Origin of the sequence: Georgenia sp. AZ-5 (assembly GCF_043952095.1) — a bacterium.
Lineage (GTDB): Bacteria > Actinomycetota > Actinomycetes > Actinomycetales > Actinomycetaceae > Georgenia.
The window spans coordinates 816,369-839,137 of record NZ_JBINOU010000001.1 but is presented as its reverse complement, the minus strand read 5'-3'; the positions used below and the strand labels follow the sequence as shown (position 1 = coordinate 839,137).

Here is a 22,769-nt window from a genome sequence, read left to right as displayed (position 1 = left end):
CCGCCGCCGCCCGGCTCAGGCCGGCGGGGGCCCGGCGTGCTGGAGCATCCAGGCGTGCATGGCGACGGCGGCCGCGGCGCCGGCGTTGATGGAGCGGGTGGAACCGTACTGGGTGATGTGGAGGACCTCGTCGCAGCCGGCGAGCGCCTCGGGGCTCAGGCCCGCCGACTCCTGCCCGAAGACCATCAGGCACGCGCGCGGCAGCGCCCGCCCCTCGATGGCCACCGAACCCGGGATGTTGTCGATGCCGAGCACCGGCAGCCGCCCCTCGTGCGCCCACGCGAGCAGGTCCGCGACGTCGGCGTGATGACGCAGGTGCTGGTAGCGGTCGGTGACCATCGCCCCGCGCCGGTTCCACCGCCGTCGCCCCACGATGTGCACCTCCGCGACGGCGAAGGCGTTGGCGGTGCGCACCACGGACCCGATGTTCATGTCGTGGGCGAAGTTCTCGATCGCGACGTGCAGCGGGTGCCGGCGGGCGTCGATGTCCGCGACGATCGCCTCGACGGTCCAGTACCGGTACCGGTCCTCGACGTTGCGGCGGTCCCCTGCTGCCAGGAGCTCGCGGTCGTAGCGGGGGTCGTCCGGCCAGGCCGCCTCGCCCCCGGGCCAGGGGCCGACGCCGACCGCCCGCTCCGCGACGGCGCCCGGCTCGGCCTCGACCGCCCCGACGCCGGCCAGCGCGGCCGTCCTCTCGAGCGCCCCGCTCACCGTGGTCCCCTCATCCTGCGCCCGACACTACCGGCAGCGTCGCGGGCGCCGGCGCGGGCACCGGGGGGCGCAGGCGCCCCCGTCACGGGGGCGGCGCCACCCCGCAGCGCGCCCCCGCGGCACGGGGCGACGCCACCCTGCGGCCCCCACCGCCCCGGCCTCGGCGGCCCGGTGTGGCACGCGTCCCAGCCGTCGCGGCGGCGCCGTGCCGGGCGGCCGCCGGTATGGTCGCTGTTGGCCCGTCCCGCGCGTCCCGGGGCCGACCGGGCCGCGTCGACGTCTGCGAGGAGCGTGCATGAGCGACAAGATCGAGAGCTGGCTCACCGACATGGACGGCGTGCTCGTCCACGAGGGCCACGCCCTGCCCGGCGCGGCGGACTTCATCGCCCGGCTCACCGAGCGTGGTCTCCCGTACCTGGTGCTGACCAACAACTCGATCTTCACGCCGCGCGACCTCTCCGCCCGGCTCGCCGCCTCCGGCATCGACGTGCCCGAGGAGCGGATCTGGACCTCGGCCCTGGCCACCGCCGCCTTCGTCAGGCAGCAGATGCCCGGCGGCCGCGCCTACGTCATCGGTGAGGCGGGGCTGACGACGGCGCTGTACGAGGCCGGCTACATCACCACCGACACCGACCCCGACTACGTCATCCTCGGCGAGACGCGGACCTACTCCTTCTCGGCCATCACCAAGGCCATCCGGCTGATCCGGGGCGGCGCCCGCTTCATCGCCACGAACCCGGACGCGACCGGTCCCTCCACCGAGGGCCCGCTGCCCGCCACCGGCGCCGTCGCGGCGCTGATCACCAAGGCGACCGGCCGGTCGCCCTACTTCGTCGGCAAGCCCAACCCGATGATGCTCCGTGCGGCGCTCAACCGCATCGAGGCCCATTCCGAGACGACGGCGCTGGTCGGGGACCGCATGGACACGGACGTCGTCGCGGGCATGGAGGCCGGGCTGCGCACCTACCTCGTGCTGACGGGGTCGACGACCCTCGCCGACGTCGAGCGGTACCCCTTCCGGCCCAGCGAGGTCCACCAGTCGATCGCGGAGCTCGTCGACCTGATCTGAGCCACGGCGTGATCTGAGCCCCGGCGCGTCGGCCCGCCGGGCGGACGCGCGGAGCCACAGCTCTCCGTGATCGAGGGCCACGACTCTCGGTCAGCCAGGGGCCGCGCCTCCTGGCGGTCGGGAGCGCGAAACTCTCGGTAACGAGGAACATCCGTCAGGCAATGCCTGACGGATGCTCCCCCCTGTGGGCAACTCACCGAGGCCGTCGGCGTCAGGACAGCCCGAGGTCCGCGAGCCCGAGGGCCGCGTGGTAGGGCACCCCGGTCTTCTCGATGGCCTCCCGGGCCCCGGTGTCGCGGTCGACGACCACGGCCACCGCGAGCACCTGCGCCCCGGCCCCGCGCAGCGCCTCGATGGCGGTCAGCGGGCTGCCGCCGGTGGTGGAGGTGTCCTCGAGCACCACGACGCGGCGCCCCGCGACGTCGGGCCCCTCGATCCGCCGGCGCATGCCGTGGGACTTGGACTCCTTGCGGACCACGAACGCGTCGAGCTCGAGGCCCCGGGACGCGGCCGCGTGCAGCATCGCCGTGGCGACCGGATCGGCGCCCATGGTGAGCCCGCCGACGGCGTCGACCTCCTCCGGGCCCAGCCCCGCCTCTTCGAGCATGTCGAGCATGACGTGCCCGATGAGCGGCGCGGCGGCGTGGTGCAGGGTGGCGCGGCGCATGTCGACGTAGAAGTCCGACGTGAGGCCGGAGGCCAGCGTCACCTCGCCGTGCACGACGGCGAGCTCGCGCACCAGGGCGGCGAGCTGGCCGCGGGGGGTGTCGTTCGTGGTGGTCACGCCACCAGCGTAACGGCGGCGGCCGCCCTCCCCGTGCCGGGCGTCCGGGACGTCGCCGGAGGTCAGCGCGTCATGGCCCGGGCGCTGGCGGCGGGTCCGACGGCGCGCCGCACCAGCCAGCGGGGCGTGAGCCGCAGCGCCGCGGCCGCGGCGGTGTAGCGCAGGGACGGCGTCACGACGACCTGCCCGCGCCGCACCGCGGTCAGGGCGGCGGACGCGACCTTCTCGACGTCGACCCAGGCCGGCGCCGGCCACGTCGCCGCCTCCAGCCCGGCCCGCTCGTGGAACTCGGTGCGCACCAGCCCGGGGCACAGGGCGGTGGCGGTGACGCCCGTGCCGGCCAGCTCGGCCGCGAGCGCCTCGGTGAACGTGAGCACCCAGGCCTTGTGGGCGGCGTACGTGCCCATGGCGGTGAGCGCGGCCATCGAGGAGACGTTGAGGATCGCGCCGCGACCCCGCGGCACCATGGACTCGGCCGCCGCCTTCGACAGCACGAGGACCGACCGGACCATCACCTCCAGGGCCTGGTCCTCGCGCGCCAGGTCACCGCCGAGGAAGGGCTGGCCCAGGCCGAAGCCGGCGTTGTTGACGAGCAGCCCCACAGGGGTGGCGCCCCCGCCCAGCCGGTCACGGACGGCGTCGCGCCCCTCCGCGGTGGCGAGGTCGGCAGGGAGCACCTCGACGGCGACGGCGGCCGCCGAGCGGATCTGGTGCGCCACCTTCTCGAGCCGCTCGCCGTCGCGCGCGACCAGCACGAGCCGGTGGCGGGCGGCGGCGAGCTGCCAGGCCAGCTCCAGGCCGATGCCCGACGTGGCCCCCGTGACGAGTGCGGTTCCCATGTTCGTCTAGCCCCCTATTACAAACCGGCGTCGTACAGCCACTTTCGGCGGAGTTCTGCGAATCGCCATGTGATACAGACTCCTTTAGGACGAAGGAAGATGGCGCTTGTCTGTAGGTACACCAACGGGTCCATGCCCCCTCGAAGTCCCCGAGAGCGGGGGGCGTAGGGCGTAGGGCGCTGTGCGCCGCGTGCTGCCCAGGACCGGTTGCGCAACTGTGACCATGAAAAGCCCACGTCCACCCACTACCGCGAGTAGATTGCGGACACCTATAGAAGGATACCGCGATGCAACTCCCCCGCTCCGCTCTCATCATCCTCGCAGCCGCCGCCGTGAGTCTCGGCGCATGTGCGGCCGATTCGGAAGCTGCGCCCCAAGGTTCCGCGACCGACTCACAGAATGATGAGCCCAGCGAATCACGCGCCGCTGACGGCTCTCTGGCATACGAAGATGTCGGCGATCTCCGTACGGACTTCACAGCAGCAGGCGGCTCCTGCCCCGCCTACACCCCAGACAACGCCGTCACACTTGCGTCCGAATCGGCGAACTGCTCAGACACCACGGTGCTAATGCTGTTCGACGACCAAGGGCAAAAGGCAGAGCAGATGGAGACACTTACCCAGATGGGCACCGACATTCTCGTTGGCCAGAACTGGCTGATCAACTCTCCTCCAGAAACCCTTCGCGAGGTCCAAGGCGACCTTGGCGGTGAGTTCGTTGAGGGTGAGCTACCCGATGTGGACTTCGCCCCTGAGTCACCTCCTGCAACGGCAGAGGACTCCACGGAAGTACTTCGTGATTCTCCTGAGCTGCAGGAGATGGCCCTGGACGTCGCATGGGGCCAGTCCAGCTCAGCCGATCAAGCAGCGCTGTGTGATGCGTTCGAGGGCATGGGGACTGCAGTGGCGTCAGAGTGGTTCCTACTGGAAGCGGGGGGATCGGATTCCGGCTTCACTTCCGACGTGATCGGAGCGTACTTCGAGAACAAGTGCGGCCTCTAAGAGGTAGGTACCTGCCTGCCAGCCAAGGCCAGGCTCAGCGAGCACTTAAACGAGAGCCCCCAGAGCCGATCCTCTACGGCAACCACGCCAGAGTCCGGAAGATGGCATCAGAAGATCGTGCCATGCTTGCGATTGCTACAACGCCACCTCGGGAGGAGGTCACGGGATGCCAACGAAGCCTGCACCCGTCAAGGCGGATGTCTTGGCGTGGGCCGTCTTTGAAGATGGACGCGCTTTGGAGGACCTCGCTGACGCCCTCAAGCTGAGCCCAGACACCCTCAGCGACTGGATTAGCGGCGACTCCCGCCCGAGCACCGGGCAGGTATCCCGCTTGGCGGAAGTGCTGCAGCGACCGCGTGCGATGTTCTTCCTGCCGCGTCCACCGTCGCAGGCGAGTCTGCCCGCCTCTTTCCGGCACCCCCCTGGCGACGAGGGTCGAGAGGTGGGCGCACAGGCGCGCCGTAAAGTCCGTCAAGCTCGCCGTGTACAGCACGCAATATCGTGGGCGATGCGCGACGACGACCCGTTCGACATGCCCCGGTGGCCTGTCGCCTCGATCCCTGAAGCCGCTGCGGAAGAACTCCGCCGTTGGGTGGGCGTGTCAGACGCTGATCAAGCCTCCTGGCGAGACGATTACGAGGCTCTCCGTGCCTGGCGCGACGCATTCGACCAGTGCGGCATCCTTGTCTTCGCGCTTGAGATCGGGCGTGACGACGTGCGGGGGTTCTCGGCCTGGGATGACCGAGCGCCCCTGATTGTGGCCAATACAAGCGGCGTAAGCCCGGCCGCTCGCTCATACACCCTTGCCCACGAACTGGGCCACCTGGTGACAAGGCAAGACGCTGCATGCGTCGAGCAGCGCGGGTTTTTAACAGGTGCGGCCGTCGAACGCTGGTGTGAACGATTCGGCGCGGCGTTCCTTATGCCTTCCCAGCCGATGGAGCGCCTAGCGTCTGCCAGAAATATCACCGCTGGCGCAGGCGACATTGACGACGTTAAAGCGGTTGCTAAGGCCTTCCGCGTGAGCCACCGCGCGGCCGCTTTGCGGCTGATAGACATGGGTCTTGCTGAGCGCTCGTTGTACGCCGACGTCCTCGCAATTTTCAGGCCGAAGCCCCCAGCGAAGCCGTCAAATAGCTTCCGGCGTCCGGCGCGCGCTACCGCACGCGTGCGCGAGTTCGGCCCCCGCGCACTCGACATTGTGCTCAATGAACTGCCCCCTCGAGACGCGCTCTCCGTGTTGAGGGTGACAGTGGAGGACGTCCGGCGGATTTCGGAGGAGGTGCCAAGTGTCCAGACCTCCTTCTGACGGTAGCGACGGCTTTCCGCCAGGTCTCGTCGTCGTCGTTGACACCAGTGCGCTCATTCAACTCAAACGGCTTGTACCTATTGCGCGCCAGTGGCCAACCCTCAACCTAATGTCCGAACTGGTGGACGGCGGCCACCTCTGCTATCCGCGACAGGTGAGACGGGAGATGGCCGCTGGAAAACACCCGGATGCACCCGGCGCATGGGCGGTCGCGAATGACGGCCAGTGCCGACATCCCGCACCACGCGACGAAGCGATCGCCGAGGTCCTCGCTGTGGCGCAATTAGTGGATCTCGAAGCTGAGGACGACACTGAAGTCGCAGACCCTTACGTCGCAGCCATGGCATGGCAAATTCGCGAGACTCACCCACAATCGAGAGTTGTTGTCGCGACGAATGACTTCGTCGACCGCATGCCAGTCAAGGAAGCACTAGCCACCGCTTGCAACCGTCTTGCTATCGAGTACTGGAGGGCTGATGAGTTCGTCGCCTGGCTCGACGGCGAGGCCTCTCAGAACTAGGTGGCGTTAAGCAATCGCCGAGTTCCCCGAAGCGTAGGCAGAGAAGTCAGGCGGGGCGCGGGTCACAGTCCACGGCCTGGGCATCTTCAACCTCGGGGACTGGGTCGAGGTCGAGGCCGTGACCGACGGCGACATCATGCACACCCGCGCCTATCTCGTCGGCGTAGAGATCGACCAGGTCGAGCCCCCAGGCGCGCCTCACCGCCGTCGACAACGAGGGCACCCCATTCAAGCTGGTCGTGCCCTTCTCCTGGTGGATCACCCCCACAGCCGACCTGGAATGACAGGAGGCGCGAAATGCGTCGCACGTTGGCGGTATACCTCGCCGGTATCGCCGCCACCCTCGGCTCCACGTTCGCCATCGTCAGCGCGGCCGACGCCGCACCACCGGACCGCTCAAAGTGGGTGTTCGTGTGTCACCGGTCCGGAGAATCCGAGCAGTTCAAGGTGCTGCACCTGCCGCCCGAGGCGGCCGCCGCTCACGCTAAGCACCCCCACGACGGGTGCGGCGGGAAGTAGCCCGCCGGCTAGACAGCCCCGACCCCCTAGACCCCAGGAGGCCGGGGCTGCTCCATGTCCTCGATCCGGACATGGGTCGGTCGTAGAATGTAATCGGCGTCACGGCACTGCGTCCGTGCGCCAAGTTTCGCCCCAAGGTTGACCGCTTCTGCTGAGGCAGTTCTCGCCCAGCGCGGTCCGAAGGACGGGCTCACCCCCATTCCTTCGTTCGCCCTTGGAGGCGGAACTTCCATGACCAACACCACCTCGTCCGCGTCCGCGATCCTGCGGCCCGAGGACGTCCACGAACTACTCGTCCGCCCAGCACTCAACATGGCCGTCGTCGGCCAGGAGCGCGTCAGCACCCTCGTCCGCACCAACAGCACCACCTACCGGGTGCCGCTCGTCACCGCCGACCCCACCGCCGAATGGGTCGCCGAGGGCCAGGAAATCACGCCCACGGACATGACCCTCGCCGAGGTCAACATCACGCCCAAGAAGCTCGCGGGACTGAGCATCATTACCAGGGAGCTGGCGGACGACTCCAGCCCCGACGCCCGGCGGGCCGTGGGCGAAGGGCTCGCCCGCGACATGGCGAGAAAGCTCGACACCGCATTCCTCTCCGTGGTGACCGACCCCGACGCCCCCGACGGCATCGCCGACCTCACCGGCACCACCAACTTCAACTCCGGCGCAGCGACCTGGACCAACCTCGACGCCTTCGCCCGCGCGGTCAGCAACGCCGCCGACGTCGGGGCCAGGATCACCGCCTTTCTCATGCACCCCAGCGAGCTGCTGGCCCTCACCCAACTGAAGGAAGGCTCCGGCTCCAACAAGCCCCTCCTGGGACCGGACCCGACCGTCGGCGGAGCCACAACCGTGTTCGGCACGCCGATCTACGTCTCGTCCTACCTCGCCACCGGCGTGGTCTACGGCGTTGACAGGACGCGCGTACTCCTCGTCGTCCGCGACGACGCCAAGGTGGAGACCGACTCCAGCGTGTTCTTCACGAGCGACCGGCTAGCCGTCAAGGCCACCATGCGCGTCGGATTCGGCTTCACCCACCCCGCCAGCGTCGTCAAGATCACCAGGGCTGTGTAACCCCAGGGGGCGGAAGGCGTCGTCCTGGGCGCGGACCGGTAACCCCCGGGGGGGGCGTAGCCCCCTCTCCCCGGCACTCCGCCCCCCAGCCCATCATCCAAGGGTGCCCCCGGGTGCCCTGAGACACCCCCGGTGCCTCGAGACCCCCTGGGGGTGTCCTCTGAGACCCCCGGGGGTGCCCCGAAGACCCCCGGGGTGCGCCTCGAGACCCCCAGGGGCACCTCGATATCCCCCGGGGGTTACCGCCGGGGTCCCCGCGGGGAGGATGTTCCCCACGGGGTCAACCCAGGGGGGGCTACCCTGGGGCCAGGTTCCCGCGCGGGGGAGGGCCGCGCGGGGTGCCCCCCCACACTCGGGTGCGCGGGGGTCGAGGGTGGGGGTTCCCGCTTCTCCCCTCCCCTCACGCACCCGGGCAAGAGGCACCCGGCGCGTCAACCTCACCCACCGGACGCTGACACCGACGGCGTCCGACAGGGACAGGAAGGCTCGCCCAGCCTCGCGGTCCGTGCCATCCCATCGCGGACCCGCGGGCAACCCGTCCACTCCGGGCAGGGGAAGGCGGCGGACCTGCGCGCCGGGCACCTCACCACACAGCGCACCGGCTGACACCCATGGGTGTCAGGACCGCGCGGTTGGCAGTGTGGCGTCACGGACGAACGTCGACTCGATTCACAACCTAGGTTGTAAATACCGCACGGTCGGCCCCGGTTTTGGAGACCAGGCCGTCGGCACGGTGCATGAATATCCAACCCCTGGGGGTCGACCCCCTCCCCCCGGACTCGGCCACCACCGCGCTCCGCACAATTAAGTGCCTACGCTTCCCCGGAACCCCTGCGATGAAGAGCCCTGCATGCCTATGCGGTATGCCGTGGCCCTCTCAGTGGCCGGGGCCTGGGGTGCGCATCTTGTGGCGGAGGACGTCGTCCCAGCCGACGCTCTGTGCGGGTGGCTCGCCGCGGTGAGTTTGCCCGGTGTCGGGCCAGCGGGTGCGGCGGAGGCCGGGGCGGACGGCGATGATGCCAGCTACCGCTTCGTCGACCTTGGTGGGGTCGACTTCGCCGTCGTCGCCCAGCACGTCTTCCAACTTGACGCCGCCGACTGTCCACAGGTCGCCGGGGGCGGCGAGGGTGCGGGAGGCTTCGCGTTCGGCCTCGCGCCGTTGCATGGTGGTGACGCGCTGGCGGAGGGTGTCGCGCTCTTGCTCGGCGCGTTGGGCGCGCTGGCGGTAGCGGCGGGCTTCGTCTTTGCCCTTGCCCTCGCCGTCCGGTTCGCTGTGGGGCTCTGTGTCGCCCTCTGGGTGCTCGGATGGCCCGGTTCCCGTCTGGGGGTCGGTTCGCCCGGCGGCGGGGCGGTCCGGGGGCGATTCGGGAGGGTTCTGGGCGTCGGGTGCGGGCGTATCGGTCGACATTGGGATGTTCACTCCTCGGTGGGGGTGCCGAACGTCTCGGCGGACGGGGTGCCGAGCGGGGCGATGGCGTCGACGTCGGACCACGAGAACTCGTCCCACTCGCGGCGGCGGACACCGGTCGTCACGAAGCGGACGTACGTCCAGCCGTCCGCGGGCACGACGACGTCGAACAGGTGGGCGAGCAGCAGCCGCTCGGTCGCCGTCACGGTGCGGCGCTGGCGGTCGGTGTGGCCGGGGCGAAGCCACGCAGTCCAGCCGGTGGCCGCCGCGGGCTCCTGGCCCGGCCACACGTGGGTGAGATACCAACGCTCGGTATCCGCGGCGCGGCAGCTGTCCTCGGCGGCTCCGACCGAACATTGCATCGTGTGCTTGATCACGAGTCCGGCCGGGTGGTCCCTGATGCGCTCTTGCCCACATTCAGGGCATTTTTGGTCAGACATGGCTGTATTCCCTTCGGGCTCCGCGCTCGGCGGCGTCGAAAGCGGCATGGCAGGGCTGGCACATTGGCTGGTAGTGGGACGGGTCGGTGCTGTACCGGTACCCCTGCGGGCTGACGCACTCGGCGGGGTCGGCGTGGTCGTACGCCCAATGTTCGGCGGGCCTCCCGCACTCGACACAGGGGTGCTCCGTAGCAGACCCCCGCCACCGCTTGAGGCGACTGTGTGCCGTGAAGTACGACGGTTCGTCGGTGCGCGGCACCCCCGCCCCGAGAACGATATTCGGGTCGCCGTGACGCTCCCGCCGCGCCCGGTGCATCGGGCACATAGCGGCATCGGCGGCGGGCTTCTCACAGCCCGGCACCGAGCACGGATGCGGCCTCGGCGCGTAGCGAATCTTTGACGCCTGCCGCCGGGCATCCCGGCACCGCTCGGAGCAGTAGCGGGCATCCGAACGTCGACCACCACTGAAAGGCTGGCCGCACCACGCGCACGGTCGCACGCGACCTCGCTTCTCCGCGGTCCGACGTCGCCCTTCCGCGTTCCGGCGCTCGCCGTTGCCCGCGGCGCGCCAGGCCCGGCCCCGCTCGGCCACACACGCCTTGCAGGTCGTTACGTGGCCGTCGGGCTTTGACCGGTCGTTGTGGAACTCCGTCAGCGGCTTCTCCTCCCCGCACCGGGCGCAGGTCTTCACCCGCTCACTCATCGGGGACCACCACCATCAGCATGGCGCGCAGCGACTCCCGGACGCCGGGGCGCAGGTGCTCGCAGGCGTCCCGCATGACGTCGCCCAGGGCGGCGAACAGGCCGATGACGCTCCTCTCGGGATGGGGGTCGCTGCTGACCTCGTGGATTACGCAGTCGGCGGTGAGGCTGTCGGCGTCGAGGGCGGCGGTCAGGAAGTCCCGGGCTCGGCGGCGGTCGACTTCCCTGGCGATGACGAGGGAGCGGTGGGGGCGGTTGGGGGTCATGGCTGCTGTTCCTTTCGGCGGGCGTTGGTTCGGCGCTTTCGGTCTCGGTCGCGAGCTCGGATGGCGTCGCGGCGGCGGTCGGCGGCGGTCGTCGCCGCCCAGACTCCGGCGGGCTCCGGGTGGGCGCTGATGTAGGCGCTGCACGCGCTCCGGGACATCAGGGGGCAGGCGCGGCACTGCTGGGCGGCGATCCGTGCGCCGCTGCCCTCGCCGTAATCGTCGTCTAGCGTCCAGAGGTGCCCGGTCAGCGGGTTCCTGCACGGGATCGTGAAGCCTGCCGCCTCCAGGCTGCCGATGATGTCCAGCAGCGCGCTGTGCGCCGCCGCGTGCGTTTCGTCCACGTCGGGCCACTCCGTTGTTCGCCAGGGAGAATCCTCGAGGATTAAGTCGTTGAGCGTCAGGTAATCGGTGCCGCGGTGGGTGTCGACCGCGTGAATGTTCGGGCCGGTCATCGAGCAGCCACCGCCGTGCAGTTCGGGTGCGCCGTGTACCCGTTGACCGCGAGGCCCGGACTCAACGGCTCGCCGCACAACTCACACAGCGCGAGACGCGGTGACCGGAACTCGTCTTCCGAAATGCCACCCAAAGACGCCTCCGGCTCCGGCTGACGCTGGGGTTTCGGAACGGACTGTCCGGCTTCCGTCTTCGGTAGCCACGGCTTTTCCGGAACGCTCTCGTCCACAGTTTCGTCCTGGCTTCCCTTAACTGCTGCCTGTCCTGTCCTGTCCCTTTCGGTTGGCGACTCGCCTAGCGACTTGCTTAGCGACTGGGTTTTGGTGGCTTCTCGGAGGTCAGCCACCTGCTCACGGCGAGGCTTCGGCGGACGGCCACCCTTCTTCCCGTTCTCCACGTTCGCCTCGTGCTGAGCGATAACGGCCTCCCTCGTCCGCTGGTACTGCGACTGGTGCAAGATCACGTAGACGTCGCCGTCGTCGCGCCACAGCCCGTCGCGCAGCAGCTCGTCCAGTGCGTCGACGTCGTCGGGGTGCCGGACCGCCCGGACGAAGTCGTCCTTGGGGATGCGCAGGTCGAGCAACTTCCGGTTGGACCACACCAGCGCCTCGGCGTGCATACGGAACGCCGCGTCGCTCAACGTCCAGCAGTCGTCGGTGAAGTCGTCGGAGAGTTTCGTCCAGGTCATGTGGACACCCCCCGCCGCTTCCGGTCGTCGGCGCTTGTGGGGCCGTCAGTGTGTCGCCACGTCCAAGCGTGTCGGGGGTCGTCGACCTGCTCGTGCGGGGCGCACGCTCGGCAGGCGCAGCCGTGGACGGCATCGACGCGGACGAACTCGCGGATGATGCTCGGCCAGGCTCGGCCGTCACCCATCGGGCACTCGGCGGCGTACGTGTCGGGGCCGGTCGGGATGATGGGGTCGCTCACCGGGCACCCCCGGTCAACTTGCGGCGCTCGATGGCGTCAAGGCGGGCCTGTGAGCGGGCGGACCGGGGCGAGATCCGGCGGGCGTCCTGGACCACTTGGAGCGCGAGCGTGACCTGTTCGTCGCTGAGGCGGCGAAGGTCGTCCACGAGCCGCAGCCCGCGGTCGATGGCGGCGCGCCGCTGGTCCGGGGTCACGCGGTCCGCCGGTCGAGGCGGGCCTGGGAGCGGGCGCTCCGCGGGGCGATCCGGTCCGAGCTCACCGGTGCGGGCGCGGTGGGCTCGATGGGCCGCCCCATCGCCTCGACGTCCTCGGGGCGGATGCGGACCAGGCGCGGGCCGACACGCTCGGCGCGCAGGACGCCGGTGGCGATCCACACGTAGACGGTCCGCACGGACACGTGGTGGAGGTCGGCGACGTCTTGGGCGGTCAGGTACGGGGTCAGTGCCCCGGCGGGGCTGGGCATCGGGCGGTTCCTGTCGTCGCGGGTGCTCTGGCGACGCGGACCGTAACTGCGCGCAACGGCGATCCGTTGGACCAACACGCCGACACGCCGGGGGATGTGCGTGACAAGCGACCCGGCGTGTGTTACGGGCGAGTGGGCACTAGGCGGCGGGCTCGATCTCGGGGAGGGCCTGGGCCAGCAGCGCCCCGGCGGCGAGCGCCGCCCCGGCGGACACCTCGGGCAGCAAATGGCCGTAGGTGTCGCTGGTAATGCTGATGCTCTTGTGGCCGAGCCGCCGCTGGATCACCGTCAGCGGCACGCCGTGGCCGATCAGCCCGGCGACGTGGCTGTGCCGCAGGTCGTGAATCCTCGGTGGCCGCTTCCCCAGGTTCGCGGCGGTCACCGCCGGGTTCCACACACGCTTGTGGAAGTCGGAACCGAGCCGCCCGCCGTGTGGCGCAGGGAACAGCAGCGCGTCGGCGGGACGGTCCAGCAGCGGGCGCAGCACCGGCACCAGCGCCGGGGGCAGCGTGACGGTACGGCCCCTGCCGCCGCCCTTGACGGTGCCGAGGTAGACGCGGCCGCGGGCGTCCTTCTTCCACGCCTTGGCGATGTGGACCACCGGCTGGGCCGCGTCGAGGTCGACGTCGCCCACGGTCAGCGCGGTCGCCTCGCCCCACCGCGCCCCGGTGGCGTACAGGAACAGCACGAACGGCTGGTGCCGGGCCGGGATGTGCGCGTGCAGGCGGGTGAACTCCTCCGGGCTGAGGAAGACCATCTCCTCACCGGGCCGGTCGTGGGGAAGTTTCGCGCCCTTGGCCGGGTTCACGGACAGGCCGTAGCGGCGCACGCACCCCTCCAGGACTGAGCTGAGCAGGCTCTGGGCCTTCTGCAGGCTCCGGTCGGCGTAGAGCACGGGGGCGGGCTCCGGGCGCGTCTCGGCGCGGGCCCGGGCGCGGGCGCGCTGGGAATGCACCGTCTCCTGCTGGCGCTGCCAGGCGATCCATCCGGCGACGTCGTCCTCGGTGATCGCGTCCACCGGCAGGTCGCCCAGCCGGGGCAGGAAGGTCCGGCGGGCCATGCCGTCGTAGCCATAGATGGTGCCCGGCGTGGCGGACGCGCCCAGCCGGGTCAGGTGCGCGGCCAGCGCCTCGGTCAGGGTGGGGATCTCCGCCGGGCTCTCGGTGTGCAGGGTGCGCCGCCGCCGGGCCTCCTCGCCGCCGTAGCGGTCCACGAGCCTGCCGAACTTCACGGCCTCGTCGCGGCTGTCGAACGTCTCGGACGTGACCTTCCCGCCCTTGTGGAGGCGGAAGGGCAACGACCACGCGGTGGTGCCGTCGCGGCGCTTCTTGGGGATGGGGTTCGCGGCCACGAGTCCGGGCCTCTCCGTGCGGGTGAGTGTCGTTAGGTGTTGGTGAGGGCTGTTGGTAGGACAGTCCGGGACGGGTATCTCCGCAGGTCAGACCCGACGATACATGCGGTTCCCATGGTCGCAGCGTATGGCCTGGCTGCAGGGCCCACCCGGTCCGATGCCGGCCGGGGCGGGCCCCGCGCTGTCGGGCACGAGGCGCCCGGTAGCGTCAGCCCCATGAGGCTGGCGACGTGGAACGTGAACTCCATCCGGACCCGGGTGGACCGGGTGGTGGCATTCCTGGAGCGGTCGGGCACCGACGTGCTCGCTATGCAGGAGACCAAGTGCCGGGAGGATCAGTTCCCCCACCTGGCGTTCGAGGCGGCCGGCTACGAGGTGGTGCACCACGGCCTCAACCAGTGGAACGGCGTCGCGGTCGCCACCCGCGTGGGTTACTCCGACGTCGAGGTGGGCTTCCCGGGCATGCCCACGTGGGGCGACCCCGCCGCGGCTGAGGCCCGGGCGCTGGGCGTCACCTGCGACGGGGTGCGGGTGTGGAGCCTGTACGTCCCCAACGGCCGCACCCTCGAGGACCCGCACTACCTCTACAAGCTCCAGTGGCTGGCCGCCCTGAAGGAGGCGGCGGGCGGCTGGCTCGCGGAGGACCCGGCGGCGAGGATCGCGCTGGTCGGCGACTGGAACATCGCGCCGCGCGACGAGGACGTGTGGGACATGGCGGCCTTCGAGGGCGCCACGCACGTCTCCGAGCCCGAGCGCGCCGCCTTCCGCGCCCTCGATGAGGCGGGCTTCAGCGAGGTGACCCGCCGGTACGTCCAGCAGTACACGTACTGGGACTACAAGCAGCTGCGCTTCCCCCGCAACGAGGGCATGCGGATCGACTTCGTCCAGGCTTCCCCTGAGCTGGCCGCGCACGTGACCGGCGCCGGGATCGAGCGGGACGAGCGCAAGGGCAAGGCGCCGAGCGACCACGTCCCCGTCGTCGTCGACATCGACTGACCGGCGGGGCCCCGGCGGCGCCGCCGCCCGGCTCGTCGACGTTGTGCAGCGCGAACGCCGCGAGGAGCAGCCACGCCCGGCCGCCACCGGGCCAGGCGCGCCTGCCCGGCACCGGTCAGCTCCCCGCGTCGTGCACGTACTTGGCGATCTGCACCCGGTTCGTCACGTCGAGCTTCGCGAACAGGTGCGCCACGTGCGTCTTCACGGTGGCCACGCTCAGGTACAGCTCCCGGGCGATGTCCGCGTTGGACAGTCCCCGGCCGATCGCCTCGGCGACCTCCCGCTCGCGGTCGGTGAGCCGGCCCAGCACCGCCTGCGCCTGCCGCCGCGGGGTGTCGTCCCCGCGGGTGACCGCGGCGATCAGCTGTGCCGTCACGCTGGGCGAGAGGATCGGCTGGCCGGCCGCGACCCGGTGGACGGCCTCGACGAGCTGGGCGGGCGGCGGGCATGTACTCCACGACCGTGAACACCCAGAGGACGAGTCCCGCGCCGCCCGCCAGGAGGTAGCGCCAGGTGCGCTGCCACCAGCCCAGCGGCGGGGGCGTGAGGGGCACGGACCGCATTCCGGCGGGCGCCGGCCGGTGGACGGGCACGGCGGGCGCCGCGGGGATGCGCGGGCCGGCTGCGGCCGGGCGACCGGCCGGGATCTGGTCATGCCCGCCACGCTAGGGAACGTCGAGGTGTGCCCGGATCCGCCGTCGGGCCGGACCTGGTCATCCGAAAGGACGATCGAGGGAACGACAGCGTGCCGGCGCGCGGGAGGGGCGAGCCCTCGGGCTGCCCGGCCGCCGTTCCGGAGCCGCGCCTCAGCGGCTCCGCAGAGGCAGTTCCCCGGCTCAGCGCGCCGCGAGCCAGCCCCGCAGCCGGTCAGGCCGGTCGGTGATCATCCCGTCGACCCCGGCGCCCGCCGCGGCGGCCCAGTGGGCGGGCTCGTTGAGGGTCCACGGCAGGACGCGGACGCCCCGCCCGTGCAGCGCCCCCACCAGCCCCGGCTCCTGGCGGAGCAGGGGGCCCGCCGGGTTGCACGCGCTCACGTCCAGCCCGGCGCACAGCTCGAGCAGGTCCGCCGGGAGGGTCTCGAGCAGGAGCCCGCGGGGCAGGGAGGGAGCGACGTCCCCGAGCGCCTCGACGGTGCCGACGTCGAAGCTCTGGACGACGACCCGGCCCGCGAGGCCGGCGTCCTCGACCGCCGCCGTCACCCGGCGCACGTCGCCGGCGGCCCAGGAGCCCTTGAGCTCGGCGAGCAGCCCGAGGCCCGGACGGGCGACGACGAAGGTCAGCAGGTCCTGCGCGGTCGGCACCCGCTGGCCGGCGAAGTGGGCGGAGAACCAGCTCCCGGCGTCCAGGGCGTCCAGCTCGGTGGCGGTGAGCGCGTCGACCCGCCCGGTGCCGGTCGTGGTGCGGTCCACCTCGTCGTCGTGGATGACGACGGCGACGCCGTCCGCGGTGAGCTGGAGGTCCACCTCGACCAGGTCGGCGCCCGCCCGCCACGCCGACTCCAGCGCCGCGAGCGTGTTCTCCGGCGCGACGGAGGAGTTGCCGCGATGGGCGACGACGAGCGGCGCCGCGGCGCCGAGGGCGCTCACGCCGGTCAGCGCCCCGCGTACGCGGCCAGGATGCCGTCCGTCAGCGGCGGCCACGCCTTCGCGGCCCACCCGCCGAACGGCTTGGCCCCCAGGAAGGCCGTGGCCAGGCGCGCGTCGGGGTCGACCCACAGGAAGCTGCCGGACTGGCCGAAGTGGCCGAACGTGCGCGGCGAGGACTGCCCGCCCGTCCAGTGCGGCGACTTGTGGTCGCGGATCTCGAAGCCGAGCCCCCAGTCGTTGTGCTCCTGACGGCCGAAGCCGGGGAGCACGCCGGACAGCCCGGGAAACACGACGTCGGTCGCCTCGGCGAACAGGGCCGGCTCGAGCAGCGTCGGGGCGAGCAGCTCCCGGCCCAGCCGGGCGAGGTCCTCGGTGGAACCGGTGGCGGCGTGGGCGGCCGAGCCCTCGATGAGCACCGTGGACATCCCCAGCGGGTCGATGACCGTCTCCTCGGCCCAGCTGGTGAAGTCCGTCCCCACGTGCTCGGCGACGTGCTCGGCGAGGAGCTCGATGCCGTGGTTGGAGTACACGCGGCGGCGCCCGGGCGCCGACAGCACGGCGCCCGAGTCGAACGGGACTCCCGAGGCGTGGGCGAGGAGGTGGCGCACCGTCGACCCGGGCGGGCCGGCCGGCGCGTCCAGGTCGACCAGGCCGCGCTGCACCGCGACGAGGCTCGCCATGGCCGACACCAGCTTCGTGACCGACGCCCACCGGAACGTCGAGGTGGTGTCGCCATGGGTGGCGACGACGCCCTCGGCGTCGGTCACCACGACGCCGACGGGGAAGTCCAGGTCCGACAGCGGGGCGAAGGGGTTGTCCACCCGCCCAGCCTGCCACGGCCCGCCCGGCCGCAGCATGAGCGGGCCCCGCGGCACTGGTCGGCGGCTCCGGGCCCGGCGCATCATGGACGGGTGCCGGCACGGCCCCGGAAAACCACCTCCTCCGGGACGCCGTCCCGGCCGGCCGCCCGGCCAGGGCCGGCCCGAGGCCGGAGGTGTGACGCATGGGTTCTGGCGTCGAGCGCCCCGACGTCGAGCGCGCCTCGGTCGTTGTCCCGCTGACGGTGCTCGTGCTGTGCGGGCTGCTCGTGCTGATGCAGCTGTACGTGGCCATCCCCCTCGCACCGGTGGTGGGCAGGGCGCTCGGCGGACCGCCCGCCGCGGCGACGCTGGGGACGGCCTACAGCATCGCGTACGCGCTGGGCTTCCTCGTCTTCCCGCCCCTGTCCGACCGCTTCGGCCGCAAGGTGGTGCTCGTCCCGGGCGTGGCGGGCCTCGCCGTCGCCACCGCGCTCGTGGCCACGGCGTCGTCGCTCCCCGCCCTCGGCGCGCTCCGGGCGGTCCAGGGCCTCGTGGCAGCGAGCTTCGCCTCGATCGCGCTGGCGTACATCGGCGAGGCGTTCCCGCCGCACTGGCGCTCCGCCGGCGTGGGCGCCGTCACCACCGCCTTCCTCGTGGCCGGGATCGCCGGCCAGGTCTACGCCGGCGCGGTGGCGCTGGGGCTCGGCTGGCGGTGGGTGTTCGGCCTCGCCGCGCCGGCCCTCGCCCTGACGGCGGCGGCGCTCGCCGTGGTGCTCGTCGAACCCGTGCGCCCGGACCGGCCCGTCAGCGTCGCGGCCGAGTACCGGGCGCTCGGCGCGCTCGCGGTCCGGCGGGAGCTGGCGCTGCCCTACGTGGCCGCGGGCACCACCCTGCTGAGCTTCGTGACGATGTACGCGGCCCTGGGCCCGCTGCTGCGCACCCGGTACGGGCTCTCGGACGCCGAGGTGCTGCTGGTGCGGCTGGCCGGGCTTCCCGGTATGGCCCTGGCCCCGCTCGCCGGGTGGCTGGTCGGCCGTCTCGGCGCGGTGCGGGTGGCCGTCGCGGGGTTCCTCGTCGCGGCCGCCGGGCTGGCGGTGGAGGCCCTCCTCGCGGGCGCGCTGTGGGCGCTGGTCGCCGCCAGCGCCGTCTATGTCGCCGGCATCGCGACGGTCGTGCCGGCGCTCATCGCCGTCGTCGCGGGCCGGGCCGGCCCGAACCGCGGGGGCGCGCTCGGCCTGGGCGGTCTCATGCTGTTCGCCGGCGCCTCCCTCGGGCCGCTCGTTGCCGGCCTGCTGCCGTTCCCCGCCCTGATGCTCGTGCTCGCCGGGCTGCTCGCCGTCGGGGCCTCGCTCGTCGCGGTCAGCGCGCCGCGCGGCCACGTGGGCGACCCGCCGGGACCGTCCCAGCGTCCCGCCCCGCGGACCGGCTGAGCGAACTCGCCCGAGCCCGGGCCCACGGACCCGCCGCGCCCTCCCGCGACGGAGGCCCGCCAGGCGCTCCTGGCGGGCCTCCCGTGTGCCCCGATCAGGCCGCGCGGGTGGCCGGCTCCTCCGCCACCACGCTGAGCACGAGCCGCTGCTGCGGCGCGCCGAGCGTGCCGGTCTCGGCGAGGGCCGCCGCGGGGTCAATGTCGGCGCGGTCCACCACCACGGTGTCGCCGTCGTGGACCTCCCCGGCGAGCAGCATCTTGGCCAGCTGGTCGCCGATCTCGGTCTGGACGAGCCGGCGCAGCGGCCGCGCGCCGTAGGCGGGGTCGTAGCCCTCCAGCGCGAGCCACTCGCGGGCGCCGTCGGTGACCTCCAGGCGCAGCCTGCGGTCCGCCAGCCGCTTGGCCAGGCGGTCGACCTGCAGGTCCACGATCGATCCCAGCTCCTCCAGGCTCAGCGCGTCGAAGACGACGACGTCGTCGAGCCGGTTGAGGAACTCCGGCTTGAAGCTGGCCCGCACGGCGCTCATGACCGCCTCGCGCTTGGCCTTCTCGTCCAGCGTCTGGTCGACCAGGAAGTGGGAGCCGAGGTTCGAGGTCAGCACGAGGATGGTGTTGCGGAAGTCCACCGTGCGCCCCTGCCCGTCGGTCAGGCGGCCGTCGTCGAGCACCTGCAGCAGGATGTCGAAGACCTCCGGGTGGGCCTTCTCCACCTCGTCGAGCAGGACGACGGAGTAGGGCCGGCGCCGGACCGCCTCGGTGAGCTGGCCGCCCTCCTCGTACCCGACGTACCCCGGAGGGGCCCCGACGAGCCGGGCCACCGAGTGCTTCTCGGAGTACTCCGACATGTCGATGCGGACCATCGCGCGCTCGTCGTCGAAGAGGAAGTCCGCCAGGGACTTCGCCAGCTCGGTCTTGCCGACTCCGGTGGGACCGAGGAACAGGAACGAGCCGGTCGGCCGGTCGGGGTCGGACACGCCCGCCCGCGAGCGCCGCACGGCGTCGGCCACCGCGCGGACAGCCGTGCGCTGGCCGATGAGGCGCTGGCCGATGTAGTCCTCCATGCGCAGGAGCTTCTCGGTCTCGCCCTGCAGCAGCCGGCCCACGGGGATCCCGGTCCAGGAGGACACCACCTCGGCGACCTCGTCGGGACCGACGTGGTCGGTGACCATCGGGGCCTGCTCCTGCCCGTCGGCCCCCTCGTCGGCCTCCTCCCGCTCGGCCGCCGCGAGCTCGCGCTCCAGCGTCGGGATCTCCCCGTACAGCAGCCGCGACGCCGTCTCCAGGTCGCCCTCGCGCTGGGCACGCTCGGACTCGGTGCGCAGCTCGTCGAGGCGGGCCTTGATGTCGCCGACCCGGTTGTGCCCGGCCTTCTCGGCCTCCCACCGGGCGGTCAGGCTGGCCAGCTCCTCCTGGCGGTCGGCAAGGTCGGCGCGCAGCCGCTCCAGCCGCTCGCGGGAGGCGGGGTCCTCGGACTTCTCCAGGGCCAGCTCCTCCATCTTCAGCCGGTCGACGGCGCGGCGGAGCTCGTCGATCTCCACCGGCGAGGAGTCGAGCTCCATCCGCAGCCGGGACGCGGCCTCGTCCACCAGGTCGATCGCCTTGTCCGGCAGCTGCCGGCCGGTGATGTACCGGTTGGACAGGGTCGCGGCCGCCACCAGGGCGCCGTCGGAGATACGCACCTTGTGGTGGGCCTCGTACCGCGGGGCGATGCCGCGCAGGATCGCGACGGTGTCCTCCACCGAGGGCTCGCCGACGAACACCTGCTGGAAGCGGCGCTCCAGCGCCGGGTCCTTCTCGATGCGCTCGCGGTACTCGTCGAGCGTCGTGGCGCCGACCATCCGCAGCTCGCCGCGGGCCAGCATGGGCTTGAGCATGTTGCCGGCGTCCATGGAGCCCTCGGAGGCGCCCGCACCGACGACGGTGTGCAGCTCGTCGATGAAGGTGACGACCTGGCCGTCGGAGCTCTTGATCTCCTCGAGCACGGCCTTGAGCCGCTCCTCGAACTCGCCGCGGTACTTGGCGCCGGCCACCATGGCGGCCAGGTCGAGCGCGATGAGGCGCTTGCCCCGCAGCGACTCGGGCACGTCGCCCGCGACGATGCGCTGGGCCAGCCCCTCCACGACGGCGGTCTTGCCGACGCCGGGCTCACCGATCAGCACCGGGTTGTTCTTGGTGCGGCGCGAGAGCACCTGCACCACGCGCCGGATCTCGCTGTCGCGGCCGATGACGGGGTCCAGCTTGCCCTCGCGGGCCGCGGCGGTGAGGTCGTTGCCGTACTTCTCCAGCGCCTTGAAGGTGCCCTCCGGGTCCGGCGAGGTGACCTTGGCGGAGCCGCGCACGCTCGGCAGCGCGGCGAGCAGCGCGTCGCGGTTGGCGCCCGCGGCGCGGAGGATCTCCCCCGCCGGGCTGGTGGACCCCGCCAGGGCGACGAGCAGGTGCTCGGTGGAGACGTACTCGTCGCCGAGCGTCCGGGCCTCGTTGCCGGCGTCGGTGATCATGGTCATCGTCGAGCGGGACGTCTGCGGCTGCGCGACGGAGCTGCCGGAGGCACCCGGCAGCGTGGCCAGCGCGGCCTTGACGCGCTGGGCGATGGCGCCGCGGTCCGCCCCGACGGCGTCGAGCAGCGCGACGGCGACACCGCCTTCCTGCTCGACGAGCGCCGCCAGGACGTGGACCGGCTCGAGCTGCGGGTTGCCCGCGGCGGACGCCGCCCGGAGCGCCTCGGCGATCGCTTCCTGGGACTTGGTGGTGAGCTTGGTGTCCATGGGACCTCCGGTCAGCTGGAACTGATACTGCTCGGATCAACCGTCGCAAAGTTGAGTCTATTCCACTCAACCCCAGTTTGGGATGCCGGTAGAGCTCCCCGGGCCCCGGGGCCGGGCCCACGTGCGCGGGCGCCCAGCGTCTTCCGCCGCCGTGGAGCGCCTTCCCGGTGTTCTCCGCCGCCGTGGAGCGCCCCTTCGCGGCCGTTCTCCCCCGCCGCTGAGCCACTTGCCCAGTCTTCCCCGCGGGAGCCGGGGCCGTCACCATTGAGGTGGCCTTCGGTGCCCCGATGGAGGGGCAGGCCTTCCTGGCGGGGATGAACCTCGACGAGCTGCCCGACAGCGCCGCGACGGACATGCAGACCGCCGTCATGCTGGCGGCGATCGTGGTGGCCTTCGTCGGCAACGTCCTGCTCGGGATCGCCGTCTGGCGCTCGCGGGCGCTGCCCAGGTGGGCGGGCGCGCTGTGGGTCGTCGCCGCCCTGCTGTACCCCTTCGGCATCGTGCTGGGGGCGCTGACCACCGGGGCGACCCCGCCCACGGTGCTGGTCGGCGCCGGCCTCGTCGCCGTCAGCGGGGTGTGGATGGCCTGGCGCGCCAGGGACGCCCGCGCCGCGGAGAGCCTCCGGACGCAGCCCCTGGCGGCGGGCTGAGCGCCCGCGCCCCCGCTCGACGCCCGCTCGCCTGGGGCCGCCGAGTGAGGCCAAGGCCACAGCGGGTACGGCTGGTACGGCCGAGCCCGCCGGTAGAGTGGCTTTCGGCGACGCCTGGCGGATAGCTCCGCCTGACCGCCGGCCCCTCACCGAGCCGCTGCCGACGACACGTCGCACCACTCGGTGCCCCACGGCCGGCAGATCCGCACCCCGGGAGGCGGCGCCGACAACGGCGGAGCAGCCCACACCGGCTGCCGGCCGGTGCGGGCTGACGCCGTCAGCCGACCGGCCCAAAGGAGCAGATCTGATGCAGACCGCCGTTCTCGACCGCCCCCAGGACCGCGCCGCGGGGCAGCACCCGCTCGCCGCCCCGACGCTCGCCCAGCTCATGCGCGCCGACGGGCTCGGCACGTCCCCCCGGCAGCACGACGCCCGTCCGGCCACGGTGGTGGAGCTGGTCCGCGCCGACGGCCTGAGCGCCGCGACGCGCGACGCGGCGCCGTCGGAGGTGACTCTCGCGGAGCTCCTCCGCGCGGACGGCCTGGGCACGTCCGCCGCGCAGGACGCCGTGCACGTGCCCACCGTGGCCGAGCTCGTCCGCGCCGACGGCCTGACCGCCTAGGAACGGGCGGCTGTGCAGCGCGTGCCGCCGGGCCTCCGGCGGCACGCGCTCCCTCGTCACCGCTACGCGCGCGCCACCA

General features: G+C 72.1%; 26 protein-coding genes and 1 pseudogene. 11 read left to right on the top strand and 16 right to left on the bottom strand.

The window, feature by feature from the left end; all coding sequences use genetic code 11:
• Positions 1-15 precede the first annotated feature (15 nt).
• Positions 16-681, bottom strand: coding sequence for a TrmH family RNA methyltransferase (locus tag ACF0H8_RS04050; protein WP_395290802.1), 666 nt, complete (start codon positions 679-681; stop codon positions 16-18).
• Between the two features lie 325 nt (positions 682-1,006).
• On the opposite strand from ACF0H8_RS04050, the gene ACF0H8_RS04045 reads away from it, so the two are divergent.
• A complete protein-coding gene (locus tag ACF0H8_RS04045) occupies positions 1,007-1,780 on the top strand; it encodes an HAD-IIA family hydrolase (protein ID WP_395287708.1) in 774 nt (257 codons plus the stop codon).
• Between the two features lie 211 nt (positions 1,781-1,991).
• On the opposite strand, the gene pyrE is transcribed toward ACF0H8_RS04045, so the two are convergent.
• On the bottom strand, positions 1,992-2,564 hold the full coding sequence (gene pyrE / locus ACF0H8_RS04040) for an orotate phosphoribosyltransferase (protein WP_395287707.1): 573 nt from the start codon (positions 2,562-2,564) through the stop codon (positions 1,992-1,994).
• Between the two features lie 62 nt (positions 2,565-2,626).
• On the bottom strand, positions 2,627-3,403 hold the full coding sequence (locus tag ACF0H8_RS04035) for an SDR family NAD(P)-dependent oxidoreductase (RefSeq protein WP_395287706.1): 777 nt from the start codon (positions 3,401-3,403) through the stop codon (positions 2,627-2,629).
• 287 nt (positions 3,404-3,690) lie between these two features.
• Between ACF0H8_RS04035 and ACF0H8_RS04030 the strand changes: the two genes are divergently transcribed.
• The 4 genes and pseudogenes from ACF0H8_RS04030 to ACF0H8_RS04015 all read left to right on the top strand — a co-directional run bounded on the left by ACF0H8_RS04030 (position 3,691) and on the right by ACF0H8_RS04015 (position 6,233).
• Positions 3,691-4,404 (top strand): hypothetical protein, encoded by a 714-nt coding sequence (locus tag ACF0H8_RS04030; protein ID WP_395287705.1) that lies wholly within the window; start codon positions 3,691-3,693, stop codon positions 4,402-4,404.
• A 166-nt stretch (positions 4,405-4,570) separates the two neighbouring features.
• Positions 4,571-4,747: pseudogene (locus ACF0H8_RS04025) on the top strand (helix-turn-helix domain-containing protein); the annotation flags it as partial.
• A 165-nt stretch (positions 4,748-4,912) separates the two neighbouring features.
• Entirely contained in the window at positions 4,913-5,713 is an 801-nt protein-coding gene (locus ACF0H8_RS04020) for an ImmA/IrrE family metallo-endopeptidase (protein ID WP_395290801.1), read from the top strand.
• Positions 5,694-6,233: a DUF4411 family protein gene (locus tag ACF0H8_RS04015; RefSeq protein ID WP_395287704.1), complete on the top strand. Its 540-nt coding sequence runs from the start codon at positions 5,694-5,696 to the stop codon at positions 6,231-6,233. Before ACF0H8_RS04020 ends, ACF0H8_RS04015 begins: the two co-directional genes overlap by 20 nt.
• 46 nt (positions 6,234-6,279) lie before the next feature.
• Here ACF0H8_RS04015 and ACF0H8_RS04010 read toward each other — a convergent pair whose 3' ends face one another.
• A complete protein-coding gene (locus ACF0H8_RS04010) occupies positions 6,280-6,495 on the bottom strand; it encodes a hypothetical protein (RefSeq protein WP_395287703.1) in 216 nt (71 codons plus the stop codon).
• A gap of 35 nt (positions 6,496-6,530) precedes the next feature.
• Between ACF0H8_RS04010 and ACF0H8_RS04005 the strand changes: the two genes are divergently transcribed.
• A complete protein-coding gene (locus tag ACF0H8_RS04005) occupies positions 6,531-6,752 on the top strand; it encodes a hypothetical protein (RefSeq protein ID WP_395287702.1) in 222 nt (73 codons plus the stop codon).
• 231 nt (positions 6,753-6,983) lie between these two features.
• On the top strand, positions 6,984-7,832 hold the full coding sequence (locus tag ACF0H8_RS04000) for a phage major capsid protein (RefSeq protein ID WP_395287701.1): 849 nt from the start codon (positions 6,984-6,986) through the stop codon (positions 7,830-7,832).
• A gap of 877 nt (positions 7,833-8,709) precedes the next feature.
• Here the strand turns inward: ACF0H8_RS04000 and ACF0H8_RS03995 are convergent.
• The 8 genes from ACF0H8_RS03995 to ACF0H8_RS03960 all read right to left on the bottom strand — a co-directional run bounded on the left by ACF0H8_RS03995 (position 8,710) and on the right by ACF0H8_RS03960 (position 13,842).
• Entirely contained in the window at positions 8,710-9,240 is a 531-nt protein-coding gene (locus ACF0H8_RS03995; RefSeq protein WP_395287700.1) for a hypothetical protein, read from the bottom strand.
• Positions 9,241-9,248: 8 nt separating this feature from the next.
• Positions 9,249-9,602 carry a hypothetical protein gene (locus ACF0H8_RS03990; RefSeq protein WP_395287699.1) on the bottom strand — a complete coding sequence of 118 codons (354 nt, stop codon included), beginning with the start codon at positions 9,600-9,602 and terminating at the stop codon, positions 9,249-9,251.
• Between the two features lie 773 nt (positions 9,603-10,375).
• The gene (locus ACF0H8_RS03985) at positions 10,376-10,648 is read right to left on the bottom strand and encodes a hypothetical protein (RefSeq protein WP_395287698.1); all 273 of its coding nucleotides are present in this window, start codon (positions 10,646-10,648) and stop codon (positions 10,376-10,378) included.
• Positions 10,645-11,100: a WhiB family transcriptional regulator gene (locus tag ACF0H8_RS03980; protein WP_395287697.1), complete on the bottom strand. Its 456-nt coding sequence runs from the start codon at positions 11,098-11,100 to the stop codon at positions 10,645-10,647. The genes ACF0H8_RS03985 and ACF0H8_RS03980 overlap by 4 nt, the downstream gene beginning before the upstream one ends.
• Complete coding sequence (locus ACF0H8_RS03975; RefSeq protein ID WP_395287696.1) at positions 11,097-11,789, bottom strand: hypothetical protein; 693 nt, start codon at positions 11,787-11,789, stop codon at positions 11,097-11,099. Before ACF0H8_RS03975 ends, ACF0H8_RS03980 begins: the two co-directional genes overlap by 4 nt.
• A 235-nt stretch (positions 11,790-12,024) precedes the next feature.
• On the bottom strand, positions 12,025-12,222 hold the full coding sequence (locus tag ACF0H8_RS03970) for a hypothetical protein (RefSeq protein ID WP_395287695.1): 198 nt from the start codon (positions 12,220-12,222) through the stop codon (positions 12,025-12,027).
• Entirely contained in the window at positions 12,219-12,491 is a 273-nt protein-coding gene (locus ACF0H8_RS03965) for a helix-turn-helix domain-containing protein (RefSeq protein ID WP_395287694.1), read from the bottom strand. The genes ACF0H8_RS03970 and ACF0H8_RS03965 overlap by 4 nt, the downstream gene beginning before the upstream one ends.
• Positions 12,492-12,630: 139 nt before the next feature.
• The gene (locus tag ACF0H8_RS03960; RefSeq protein ID WP_395287693.1) at positions 12,631-13,842 is read right to left on the bottom strand and encodes a tyrosine-type recombinase/integrase; all 1,212 of its coding nucleotides are present in this window, start codon (positions 13,840-13,842) and stop codon (positions 12,631-12,633) included.
• Positions 13,843-14,058: 216 nt separating this feature from the next.
• Here ACF0H8_RS03960 and ACF0H8_RS03955 point away from each other — a divergent pair, with 216 nt between their 5' ends.
• The gene (locus ACF0H8_RS03955) at positions 14,059-14,838 is read left to right on the top strand and encodes an exodeoxyribonuclease III (RefSeq protein WP_395287692.1); all 780 of its coding nucleotides are present in this window, start codon (positions 14,059-14,061) and stop codon (positions 14,836-14,838) included.
• 115 nt (positions 14,839-14,953) lie between these two features.
• On the opposite strand, the gene ACF0H8_RS03950 is transcribed toward ACF0H8_RS03955, so the two are convergent.
• From ACF0H8_RS03950 to ACF0H8_RS03940, 3 genes are all read right to left on the bottom strand, one after another.
• Complete coding sequence (locus ACF0H8_RS03950; RefSeq protein ID WP_395287691.1) at positions 14,954-15,214, bottom strand: response regulator transcription factor; 261 nt, start codon at positions 15,212-15,214, stop codon at positions 14,954-14,956.
• Positions 15,215-15,674: 460 nt separating this feature from the next.
• Positions 15,675-16,424: a glycerophosphodiester phosphodiesterase gene (locus tag ACF0H8_RS03945; RefSeq protein ID WP_395287690.1), complete on the bottom strand. Its 750-nt coding sequence runs from the start codon at positions 16,422-16,424 to the stop codon at positions 15,675-15,677.
• A 5-nt stretch (positions 16,425-16,429) separates the two neighbouring features.
• A complete protein-coding gene (locus ACF0H8_RS03940; RefSeq protein ID WP_395287689.1) occupies positions 16,430-17,245 on the bottom strand; it encodes a serine hydrolase domain-containing protein in 816 nt (271 codons plus the stop codon).
• Between the two features lie 182 nt (positions 17,246-17,427).
• On the opposite strand from ACF0H8_RS03940, the gene ACF0H8_RS03935 reads away from it, so the two are divergent.
• A complete protein-coding gene (locus ACF0H8_RS03935) occupies positions 17,428-18,654 on the top strand; it encodes an MFS transporter (protein WP_395287688.1) in 1,227 nt (408 codons plus the stop codon).
• A gap of 94 nt (positions 18,655-18,748) precedes the next feature.
• On the opposite strand, the gene clpB is transcribed toward ACF0H8_RS03935, so the two are convergent.
• Positions 18,749-21,418: an ATP-dependent chaperone ClpB gene (gene clpB / locus ACF0H8_RS03930; protein ID WP_395287687.1), complete on the bottom strand. Its 2,670-nt coding sequence runs from the start codon at positions 21,416-21,418 to the stop codon at positions 18,749-18,751.
• 269 nt (positions 21,419-21,687) lie between these two features.
• Between clpB and ACF0H8_RS03925 the strand changes: the two genes are divergently transcribed.
• On the top strand, positions 21,688-22,068 hold the full coding sequence (locus tag ACF0H8_RS03925; protein ID WP_395287686.1) for a hypothetical protein: 381 nt from the start codon (positions 21,688-21,690) through the stop codon (positions 22,066-22,068).
• 307 nt (positions 22,069-22,375) lie between these two features.
• A complete protein-coding gene (locus tag ACF0H8_RS03920; RefSeq protein WP_395287685.1) occupies positions 22,376-22,690 on the top strand; it encodes a hypothetical protein in 315 nt (104 codons plus the stop codon).
• Positions 22,691-22,769: the final 79 nt, after the last annotated feature.

What these genes read in the sequence shown, in the direction of transcription:
- ACF0H8_RS04020 (WP_395290801.1), top strand. Translation starts at nt 4,913, where the DNA reads ATGCGCGACGACGACCCGTTCGACATGCCCCGGTGGCCTGTCGCCTCG.
- ACF0H8_RS03955 (WP_395287692.1), top strand. Translation starts at nt 14,059, where the DNA reads ATGAGGCTGGCGACGTGGAACGTGAACTCCATCCGGACCCGGGTGGAC.
- ACF0H8_RS04005 (WP_395287702.1), top strand. Translation starts at nt 6,531, where the DNA reads ATGCGTCGCACGTTGGCGGTATACCTCGCCGGTATCGCCGCCACCCTC.
- ACF0H8_RS04000 (WP_395287701.1), top strand. Translation starts at nt 6,984, where the DNA reads ATGACCAACACCACCTCGTCCGCGTCCGCGATCCTGCGGCCCGAGGAC.
- ACF0H8_RS03990 (WP_395287699.1), bottom strand. Translation starts at nt 9,602, where the DNA reads ATGCAATGTTCGGTCGGAGCCGCCGAGGACAGCTGCCGCGCCGCGGAT.
- ACF0H8_RS03975 (WP_395287696.1), bottom strand. Translation starts at nt 11,789, where the DNA reads ATGACCTGGACGAAACTCTCCGACGACTTCACCGACGACTGCTGGACG.
- ACF0H8_RS03995 (WP_395287700.1), bottom strand. Translation starts at nt 9,240, where the DNA reads ATGTCGACCGATACGCCCGCACCCGACGCCCAGAACCCTCCCGAATCG.
- ACF0H8_RS03965 (WP_395287694.1), bottom strand. Translation starts at nt 12,491, where the DNA reads ATGCCCAGCCCCGCCGGGGCACTGACCCCGTACCTGACCGCCCAAGAC.
- clpB (WP_395287687.1), bottom strand. Translation starts at nt 21,418, where the DNA reads ATGGACACCAAGCTCACCACCAAGTCCCAGGAAGCGATCGCCGAGGCG.
- ACF0H8_RS04035 (WP_395287706.1), bottom strand. Translation starts at nt 3,403, where the DNA reads ATGGGAACCGCACTCGTCACGGGGGCCACGTCGGGCATCGGCCTGGAG.
- ACF0H8_RS03985 (WP_395287698.1), bottom strand. Translation starts at nt 10,648, where the DNA reads ATGACCCCCAACCGCCCCCACCGCTCCCTCGTCATCGCCAGGGAAGTC.
- ACF0H8_RS04045 (WP_395287708.1), top strand. Translation starts at nt 1,007, where the DNA reads ATGAGCGACAAGATCGAGAGCTGGCTCACCGACATGGACGGCGTGCTC.
- ACF0H8_RS03980 (WP_395287697.1), bottom strand. Translation starts at nt 11,100, where the DNA reads ATGACCGGCCCGAACATTCACGCGGTCGACACCCACCGCGGCACCGAT.
- ACF0H8_RS03935 (WP_395287688.1), top strand. Translation starts at nt 17,428, where the DNA reads ATGGGTTCTGGCGTCGAGCGCCCCGACGTCGAGCGCGCCTCGGTCGTT.
- ACF0H8_RS04030 (WP_395287705.1), top strand. Translation starts at nt 3,691, where the DNA reads ATGCAACTCCCCCGCTCCGCTCTCATCATCCTCGCAGCCGCCGCCGTG.
- ACF0H8_RS03920 (WP_395287685.1), top strand. Translation starts at nt 22,376, where the DNA reads ATGCAGACCGCCGTTCTCGACCGCCCCCAGGACCGCGCCGCGGGGCAG.